Origin of the sequence: Faecalibacterium tardum, assembly GCF_040096515.1 — a bacterium.
Classification (GTDB): domain Bacteria; phylum Bacillota; class Clostridia; order Oscillospirales; family Ruminococcaceae; genus Faecalibacterium; species Faecalibacterium tardum.
In genome coordinates, this window is the sequence record NZ_JBBMEO010000051.1 from 1 (window position 1) to 8,724 (window position 8,724).

An 8,724-nucleotide genomic window follows, 5' to 3' on the forward strand; every position below is an offset into this window, starting at 1 on the left:
GCGACAGATTCCCCTTTTTGTCACCTGCGGTGACATCTTCCCCCGGCCGGGGGAAGTCGGCCCTCTCGGGGGAGCAAACGCCCGCCCGCAGCGCCGCGCTTTTGCAGAAAGCGGCGCTGCAAATGCCGTTTCCCGTTACGACCTCTCCCGTGAAAATGCGTTTGGAGCGCTCCGCAGAGCGCGACAAACGCGAAATAAAAATAATTCTTCCGCTGAATATTGCCAGAGCAAAGCGGAGGCAATTCTGAATCGTAAAACGCCTGACTTTTCAACAAGGAGCACAAAACAAGTGGAAAACATTTCGCCCGCCCTCTTAGAGTGGTTTTACAAAAACCGCCGCAGCCTGCCCTTCCGGGAGGATCCCACCCCCTACCATGTATGGCTCAGCGAGGTGATGCTGCAGCAGACCCGGGTGTCGGCGGTGCTGCCGTATTACTACCGCTTTCTGGAAGCGCTGCCGGATATCCCCGCGCTTGCCGCCTGCGAGGAGGAAAGGCTGCATAAGCTGTGGGAAGGGCTGGGCTATTACAGCCGGGTGCGCAACCTGCAAAAGGCCGCAAAGCTCGTCTGTGCGCAGTACGGCGGGCAGCTGCCCGCCGACTATGCCGCCCTGCGTGCCCTGCCCGGCATCGGAGAGTATACCGCCGGTGCCATCGCCTCCATCAGCTTCGGACTTCCCGTGCCCGCCGTGGACGGCAATGTGCTGCGGGTGTTTTCCCGCCTGTATAATGACCCGGGTGTGATTACAGAACCGGCGGTAAAAAAGGCCTTTACCGCCCGGGTCATGGAGCATCAGCCGCCGGAAAAGGCCGGGGACTACAATCAGGCGCTGATGGAGCTGGGTGCGCTGGTCTGCGTGCCCAACGGCGCGCCCCTGTGCGGGCAGTGCCCGCTGGCAGAAGTCTGCCTTGCCCGGGCGGCGGGCACCACCGCCCAGCTGCCCCAGAAGGCAAAGCCCAAGCCCCGCAAGATTGTGCCGGTAACGCTGGCGCTTGTGGAAAGCCCGGCGGGCTTTCTGGTGCAGCAGCGGCCGCAAAAAGGGCTGCTGGCCGGGCTGTGGCAGCCGGTATTGTGGGAGGACGAGCATCTTTTGCAGGCCGAGGTGCTGGCGCGGCTGGCGGCGCTGGGGCTGGACACCGGCACGGCAGCTCCCGCCGCCCTGCCCGCCGCAAAGCACATCTTTACCCACATCGAGTGGCTCATGTCCGGCGTGCAGCTGCACGTTCCGGCGCAGAGTGCCCCGGCGGGCTATGTCTGGGCAAACCGGGAGCAGCTGCGCACCACCTACACCCTGCCCGGGGCGTTCCGGGCGTATAAGCCGCTGCTGCTGTGATTTTGGCAATTTGCTGTAATGAACCGCGCCAAAACCGGCACACTGCCCAAACTGCGCCCCGCAGCACCTTCGGGGCGTGAAAATTGGGGTGCAACGGTTGTAATTTTGGGCGGGAACGGGTATAATAAAAGCTACAAGGCGGCGCTGACCGCCGCTTGAATCAAGATCCTTTTGCGGGACGCCCGCTGGAAAAATCAAGCTGAAACAACGTTTCAACTGCAAAAAGGAGTGTACTGAATCTATGAAAAAATCTTGCTTGGTCGCTGTGATCGCTGTTCTGGCTGCTGTGGCTGGTGCGCTGGCTGCTGTGGCTCTTTACCTGAACCGCCGCGAGAAGGAGCTGGACGAGTACGAGCGCCTGCTGTTTGGCGAGGATGACGCAGAAACCGTGGAGCCGGAGGAAGCCGCTGCTGAGGACGAGGCAGAATAATTCCCCAAAATACCGGAAACTGCCGGGAAGATAAGCGCATCGGGGCGCACGGAGCAGTCTGTCTGAACGGACTTGCCCCGGTGCGCCCTTTTTGTACATAAGGAGAAGGAACATGAAGCGTTTTTTGCTTTGGCTCATCAGTGTGGCGCTGGGTGTGGTGGTGCTGCTGGCGGCTGTGATGGGGGTAAGCTATGCCTTTACCACCGAGGGCGGCTGTCCGGACGGGGCGGCGCAGTTCGGCGGGCAGGCGCTGGAGCCGAACGGCTCCTGCTGGCAGGTGCCGCTGCTGGGCGGGCAGCTGGATAAGGTCTTTGCCAGCCCCTCCACCCTGACCGTGCAGAAGCTGGGGGTGCTGTACACCGCCCACCCGGAGCTGACGTTGCCGGACTGGACGGGCTACACCGCCCTGACCATCCAGAATGCGGCGGGGGATGTGCTGTTTGCGGGCAGCGCAGGGGAGTACCAGAACTTCCTCTTCCCCGCGAACGGCGAGTATAAGGCGGAGCTGACCGCATGGCGTGTGCCCAAGGGCGGGGTCATCACCCAGTTTGAGGGCGGCAGCACCGGGCAGCTGCGCAAAAACTTGGGTCTGGAGCGCCCCGCCAAGCCCACGGGCTGGTACCGGTACAGCTTCCGGTTCACCTTGCAGGCCAGCGCGGAGGTGGAGCTTTCCGCCGAGCGGGTGGAGCAGGGCGGCACGGTGGGCGTGCGCATCTCCGGCATGACCGGAGACGCCGTGCCCACCATCGAGACCGACCTTGGCAGCGTGCAGTGCGTGCGCGCCGCCGAGGGCTGGCGCGCCTATATCCCGGCAGCCTATAACGCCTCCTCCGGTGGGCATGAGGTGAACATCACGGTGAACGGCGAGACCATCACCCGCACCCTGACCGTGCTGCCGAAGGACTTTGGCACGGTGGAGGTGGAGGCCGAAGAGCCCGCCGCGGAGAGCGCCAACGCGCAGTTCCGCAGCGCCATCTGGCCGCTGTACGAGGCTGCCGTCACCGCCAAGCAGTGGCAGGGCGGCTTTGTGTCCCCCGCCGAGGACTCCATGACCTTGGTGGACTACGGGCAAATCAAGGTAACGAACGGCCAGCAGGGCAGCCGCTCCAACTCCACAAAGCTGTACACCATCCCGGGCGCGCCCTGCCGCGCCGCAGCCAACGGCACGGTGGTGTTTGCGGGCAGTCTGGAACTTACCGGCAACACGGTGGTCATCGACCACGGCTGCGGGCTGCGCAGCTACCTGTACGGCTTGCAGGAGCTTTCGGTCAGCAGGGGACAGACCGTGGAAAAGGGGCAGGCTGTGGGCGCACTGGGCGAGGAGCTGACCATGGACTTCAAGCTGGGCAGCAGAAGCGTGAACCCGCGCCTGCTGTTCCAGACCTCCGGCGGTCTGTTCTGGAAGGAAAACGACTGAGCCGTAGGATGCAGGAGGAACGACATTGAAAAAGAGGATCATTGCATGGGCGGTGCTGCTCTCGGTATGCGCAGCAGCCCTTGGGCTGTGGTGCAGCGCCGCCGGCAAAACTGCCCGCACCCTGCCCTGTGAGGAGGAGGGACTTATCCTTTCCATCACTACCTTTGACGGCAAGAGCGAATCCAAACCCTTCCTCAAGTGTTTCGGGCATACATGGATCGGGCTGGACAACCGCACCGGGCACACGGTCTACCTGAAAGACCGCGCCATCCCGGACGGCGAGATGGTCACCTTCTCGGTCTGGGCGGTGTCGGGGCTCTCGGGGCTGCTGTTCGATCTGGAACCGTGCTATATCGCCAATTACGGCCGCTACACCGGCAGACTGTCCCTGAGCACCAATATCGGGGAAGAGCAGCTGAAGGTCATCGAGGACTACATGGAACAGCACGATAAATGGACGGTGGACAAAAATTGCAGCTACTGGTCGGTCCATCTGTGGAACGCGGTGGTGGGCGAGGATGCTGCCCTGAAGATCCGGGGCTTTGTCTGCACGCCCGAAAAAATTGAACAGGCTTTCAGCGCCTTTGACTGCGTGGAGGCGGACAAGGACTTCTCCCGCGCAGGCGGCATCTACTGCTACAAGGACGGAGAGAGAACGGAGCTGCAATTATGTTCATAAGATTCATCACAAGCAGGCTGCTGCGGGTCATCGTGTGCGCAGCGGCGGGGCTGTACGGCCTGTACAACGCCATCTCCTGCTTTGTCACCCTGTATACAAAGCGGGGCATCAGCCCTACCTGATGGCCGGCGCGGTGCGGTTCGATTTTCAGGGCTACTATATGATGGCTGCCATGCACGCCGGCATCTGCCTGCTTTTGGGGGTGCTGGTATGGCTCTTCCTCAAAGGAACGAAAAAGCTGCGGGAAAAGATTGCGGTCGGGTGAATTTGCAGGTTTCCTGTAACATTTTTCCTCTTTATGCGTTATTGGGGTGAAAGGGCGCAACAAAGCCCGCAAAGGAGGAAATGACCATGAAACTGGATTGTGACGTGATCCGCGACTTACTGCCCCTGTACGCCGAAAAGCTTGCCAGCCCCGCCAGCAGCGCGCTGGTGGAGCAGCACCTTGCAGAGTGCGAAGCTTGCCGTGCCCAGCTGGAACAGATGGAAAAGCCGGTGCCGGTGCAGCCGGAGCTCCAGCCGGATGCGCCGCTGCGGAGCATCCGAAAAACCCTGCAGAAAAAAAGCATCCGCATAGCGGCGGCAGCGGTTCTGACAGTGCTGTGCGCGTTTGGACTGGTGTTCTGGATGGGCGGCGCAAAAACGCCGGTAACGGCAGAACAGGCGCAGATCTGGACTTACAACAAAAAGGAGGATGGCGCAAACCTCTGTGTGCTGGAAGTGCAGGGCAAAAACGTCCGGCTGGAGACCGAGGGCGGGTTCAGCTGGGGCAAGGAATACATCACCGTCCGGGCCATGCGGTATACCTTCCCCGGCCTCCATGCCGCGCTGACAAAGCTGACCGGCTCCGAGATCGTGTCCACAGAGATCGCCGTCTCCCGCACCCAGCTGCTGACGGTGCAATGCGCCGATGAGACCCGCTATTACAGGGACGGTCAGCAGGAGGATGTGGTCACACAGGAACAAGGCGTGTTTGAGAAGGGCTGACTATGGACATTGAAACCATCTATCGGCTCTACTTCCGGGACGTCTGCCTGTTTTTGCAGGGGCTTACCCGCAGCGAAACGCTGGCCGAGGAGCTGACGCAGGAGACCTTTTTCCGGGCGCTGGACGGCCTTGAGGACTATGACGGCAAGCAGGATGTGCGGGCGTGGCTGTTCACCGTGGCACGCAACGCCTACTACGACCACTGCCGCCGCGCAAAGCACGCCGCCCCGCTGGAGGATGCCGAAACAAAAGCTGCCGAAAGCCCGGATATCGCGCAGCTTTTGGTGGACAAGGATGCTGCCTTTACGGTGCACCAGTGTCTGCACGCGCTGGAAGAACCCTACAAGGAGGTTTTCAGCCTGCGAGTGTTCGGCGAGCTGCCCTTTGAGCGCATCGGGGCTATTTTTGGCCACAATGCTGCATGGGCGCGGGTGACCTATTACCGCGCCAAGACCCGCATCCAGACCATGCTGGAACAGCGGAAATGATCGGGAATGCGCAGCGATTGAACCCTCTCAGTCACGCCTTACGGCGTGCCAGCTCCCCCGAAAGGGGGAGCTTTTTGCATTTGCCGGTCAGCACAAATAAAGCTCCCCCTTCGGGGGAGCTGGCATCGCGCAGCGATGACTGAGAGGGTTTAACGACCCCTTCTGTGAAAAAAAGTGGCTCAGAAACGCCCGCAGGCGTTTCTGAGCCACAAATTATAATAATATTTTTTCCGCGGTTCAGACCTTCTCAGAGGGCTTGCTCAGGTCTACACTGCGGATGATCTTGCGCACCGGCAGGATGCTCTTGGCGTTCATGGACAGCTCGTCCACGCCCATGCGCAGGAAGGTCTCAGTCAGGGCGGTGTCGGCACCCAGCTCGCCGCAGATGCCTACCCAGATGCCGTGACGGTGACCGGCTTCAATGGTCATCTTGATGGCGCGCAGCACGGCGGGGTGATGGGGGTTGAAGAAGGGCTCCAGCTTTGCGTTCTGGCGGTCCAGTGCGCAGGTGTACTGGGTCAGGTCGTTGGTGCCGATGGAGAAGAAGTCGCACTCGGCGGCCAGCTCGTCCGCGATGAGCACGGCGGCGGGGGTCTCGATCATGGTGCCTACTTCAATGTTCTGCCCCATCTTGACGCCCTCGGCGGCCAGCTCGGCGCGGCACTCTTCCAGAACAGCCTTGGCGTCCTGCAGCTCCCGCAGGCTGGTGATCATGGGGAACATGATGCTCATGTTGCCGTAGGCAGAAGCCCGCAGCAGCGCGCGCAGCTGGGTCTTGAAAAAGTCCTTGCGGGTCAGGCAGATGCGGATGGCGCGGTAGCCCAGTGCGGGGTTGTCCTCGTGATCCAGCTTCATGTAATCCACGGTCTTGTCTGCGCCGATATCACAGGTGCGCACCACCACCTTGCGGGGTGCAAGGCTTTCCACCACCTGCTTGTAAGCCTCGAACTGGTAGTCCTCGGTGGGGAAGTCCTTGCAGTTCAGGTAGACGAACTCGGTGCGGAACAGACCCACGCCGCCGGCGTCGTTCTGCTGCACAGCGCCCACGTCGCCCATGCCGCCGATGTTGGCAAACACGTCGATGGTCTTGCCGTCCAGCGTGGTGTTGGGCTTGCCCTTCAGCTCCTGCAGAAGAGCCTGCTTTTTCTGGTCCTCCTGCTGGCGCTTTTTCAGGCTCTTGAGCAGGTCGGGGGTGGGGTCTACATACACACAGGCGTTGTAGCCGTCCACCACAGCCATCTTGCCGTCCCAGTCGTCCTGAATGTCCTTGCACTGGATCAGGGCGGGGATGTTCATGCTGCGTGCCAGAATGGCGGTGTGGCTGTTGGAGCTGCCCTCGCGGGTGATAAAGCCCAGCAGCAGGCTTTTATCCATGCGCACGGTCTCGGAGGGAGCCAGATCCTCGGCTACCAGAATGCTGGGCTCGGTGCCCTGCAGGGAAGCGTTGTCCACCCCCTGCAAAATGTCCAGCATGGCCTGTGCAATGTCCAGCACATCGGCGCTGCGGGCCTGCAGATACGGGTCATCCATGGCAGAGAACACCGCAGCCTGATTGTTGCCGGCGGTCTTGACGGCGTACTCGGCGCACATCTTCTGCCCGTTGATGATCTCCTTGATGGCGTCCACAAAGTCGTCGTCATCCAGCATCATGGCGTGGATGTTGAACACCTCGGCAATGTCCTCGCCGGCTTCTGCCAGAGCCTTTTCGTACAGGGCGGTCTGCTGCTCAATGGCCTTCTGGCGGGCAGCTTCAAAACGCTCCAGTTCTGCGGCAGTATCTGCCACAGGAGCGGTGGAAATCGCGGTATCTTTTTTCTTGTAGATCTTCAGCTTGCCAATGGCGATGCCATTGAGTACGCTTTTGCCGGTGCCTACCTGCATAGCACGTTCTCCTTCCACTTACAGCCGGGCGTGCAGCGCCCGGCGTTTTTTCAAAAAAGCCCCCGCAGTTTTCCCGCGAGGGCTCGGCTTTTAAGCCGCGGCTCAGACGTTCTCGCTCAGGAACTTCTGGATGGCCTCTGCGGCTGCTTCTTCATCATCGCCCTCGACCTTGATGGTCACGGTCTCGCCCTGCTTGACGCCCATGCCCATCAGAGCCATCAGCTTGCGCATATCGCAGCTCTTGCCGTCCTTCTCGAGGGTAGCGGTGCTTGCAAAGCCCTTCACGGTCTTGACCAGCAGACCGGCGGGACGGGCATGGATGCCGCAGGCATCCTTAATAGTGTACTGAAATTCCTTCATAATCATTTTCTCCTTACTGGATCCCTCTGCCCGGGCTGCACATTCAGCCCCGGAACATGGCTTTGCCAACGGGGATTGGTATACTACTATTATAAACCCGTACCAGTTTTTTTGCACCGTTTCATATTGCCGATTTTTACAAGAATTTTTTGTTATATTTGAACATACGGATGCTACAAAAATCCGTGCTTTGTCTAATTTTTGTCGAATCGTTTGTAAAAACTAGGCAGTTTGTGCAACTGCCGGACAAGAGCTTAAAAAAGGTCGTTTTTTCCCCGAATACCGTCCCTATTCCACGGGATACCCTTCTGCGTCCAGCGGCAGCTCGGTGTAGGGGGCTGCCTGCGGGGCGGCTTCGGGCTCTGTCTCCGGTTCGCCGGAGGTCTGCTGTGCGGTGCTGTCGGTCAGCTGCTCGTCGTGCCGCTCGCCCCAGTCGCCGCTGTAATCCTCGCCGGAGGTCTGTTTTGCCAGCTCGTTCTGTGCGTCCTGCAGCCCCAGCACCGTGCCGGAGGGCTTTTCCAGCAGATACGCGCCCACAGCCTTCTTTTTATACACCAGCAGCACTCCGTAGCGGCTGGTCTCACCGTTGCTTGCCGCCGGAAGCAGCGCCGACCATTTTTCCACCGTTTTGCCCTTGTAGCGGGCAAGATCCATGCCGCTCTGCTGCACCACCCCGTTGAAAGCGGAAAAGCTGTCGTCCCACTTGCGGGGAATTTTGACCTTATCCGCCGTGATGGACGCGCCGTCCACCTCCAGCCCGTAGCCGGTGAACCATGTCTGGATGTCCTGTGCGCTCTCGATACGGTTCACCGGGGCAGCCACCGCCACCGTCCGGGTACTGATGAACCGCCCCAGCATGGCGCTGAACACCACCAGTGCGCAGCACGCCGCCCCTGCTCCCAGTTTTTTCAGGCTCGTCTTGCTCAGTGTTACCACAAACATATCCCCATGCCTCCCCGCCATTTGCGCTTGTATACTCTGCCACCAGCTTATGCACAAAAACAGGGAAGTATGCCCTGTTTTTGCGGCAGGGGGACGATTTTAAATGGCCGCCGCGCTCCGCGGGGAAAGCTTCTGCTTGCCGCAAGCGTGCAGGGACGCTCCGCTGGGCCAGAGGCAGGGAGGGGTGTTCCGACTCCCCCCTCCCTA

The 8,724-nt window shown here is 60.6% G+C and carries 12 protein-coding genes; 9 read left to right on the plus strand and 3 right to left on the minus strand.

Annotation, left to right across the window (positions count from 1 at the left end; genetic code table 11):
- The 9 genes from WMO44_RS14000 to WMO44_RS14040 all read left to right on the plus strand — a co-directional run.
- Nucleotides 1-248, plus strand: a 248-nt coding sequence (locus tag WMO44_RS14000; protein WP_349152941.1) for a hypothetical protein, incomplete at its 5' end; no start/stop codon positions are given.
- Nucleotides 249-289: 41 nt separating this feature from the next.
- A complete protein-coding gene (gene mutY / locus WMO44_RS14005) occupies nucleotides 290-1,333 on the plus strand; it encodes an A/G-specific adenine glycosylase (RefSeq protein WP_349152942.1) in 1,044 nt (347 codons plus the stop codon).
- Nucleotides 1,334-1,574: 241 nt separating this feature from the next.
- Nucleotides 1,575-1,763 (plus strand): hypothetical protein, encoded by a 189-nt coding sequence (locus tag WMO44_RS14010; RefSeq protein ID WP_055186669.1) that lies wholly within the window; start codon nucleotides 1,575-1,577, stop codon nucleotides 1,761-1,763.
- Between the two features lie 112 nt (nucleotides 1,764-1,875).
- Nucleotides 1,876-3,180, plus strand: coding sequence for a murein hydrolase activator EnvC family protein (locus tag WMO44_RS14015; RefSeq protein WP_349152943.1), 1,305 nt, complete (start codon nucleotides 1,876-1,878; stop codon nucleotides 3,178-3,180).
- 25 nt (nucleotides 3,181-3,205) lie between these two features.
- Nucleotides 3,206-3,859: a hypothetical protein gene (locus WMO44_RS14020; protein WP_349152944.1), complete on the plus strand. Its 654-nt coding sequence runs from the start codon at nucleotides 3,206-3,208 to the stop codon at nucleotides 3,857-3,859.
- Complete coding sequence (locus WMO44_RS14025) at nucleotides 3,850-3,981, plus strand: hypothetical protein (RefSeq protein ID WP_349152945.1); 132 nt, start codon at nucleotides 3,850-3,852, stop codon at nucleotides 3,979-3,981. The genes WMO44_RS14020 and WMO44_RS14025 overlap by 10 nt, the downstream gene beginning before the upstream one ends.
- Nucleotides 3,981-4,124: a hypothetical protein gene (locus WMO44_RS14030; protein ID WP_349152946.1), complete on the plus strand. Its 144-nt coding sequence runs from the start codon at nucleotides 3,981-3,983 to the stop codon at nucleotides 4,122-4,124. Before WMO44_RS14025 ends, WMO44_RS14030 begins: the two co-directional genes overlap by 1 nt.
- Before the next feature lie 86 nt (nucleotides 4,125-4,210).
- A complete protein-coding gene (locus WMO44_RS14035; RefSeq protein WP_349152947.1) occupies nucleotides 4,211-4,846 on the plus strand; it encodes a zf-HC2 domain-containing protein in 636 nt (211 codons plus the stop codon).
- Nucleotides 4,847-4,848: 2 nt separating this feature from the next.
- Nucleotides 4,849-5,334 (plus strand): RNA polymerase sigma factor, encoded by a 486-nt coding sequence (locus WMO44_RS14040; RefSeq protein ID WP_349152948.1) that lies wholly within the window; start codon nucleotides 4,849-4,851, stop codon nucleotides 5,332-5,334.
- A gap of 237 nt (nucleotides 5,335-5,571) precedes the next feature.
- On the opposite strand, the gene ptsP is transcribed toward WMO44_RS14040, so the two are convergent.
- From ptsP to WMO44_RS14055, 3 genes are all read right to left on the minus strand, one after another.
- The gene (ptsP, locus tag WMO44_RS14045; protein WP_349152949.1) at nucleotides 5,572-7,215 is read right to left on the minus strand and encodes a phosphoenolpyruvate--protein phosphotransferase; all 1,644 of its coding nucleotides are present in this window, start codon (nucleotides 7,213-7,215) and stop codon (nucleotides 5,572-5,574) included.
- A 102-nt stretch (nucleotides 7,216-7,317) separates the two neighbouring features.
- Entirely contained in the window at nucleotides 7,318-7,581 is a 264-nt protein-coding gene (locus WMO44_RS14050; protein WP_005925323.1) for an HPr family phosphocarrier protein, read from the minus strand.
- 282 nt (nucleotides 7,582-7,863) lie between these two features.
- The gene (locus tag WMO44_RS14055; protein ID WP_129872664.1) at nucleotides 7,864-8,517 is read right to left on the minus strand and encodes a DUF4830 domain-containing protein; all 654 of its coding nucleotides are present in this window, start codon (nucleotides 8,515-8,517) and stop codon (nucleotides 7,864-7,866) included.
- Nucleotides 8,518-8,724: the final 207 nt, after the last annotated feature.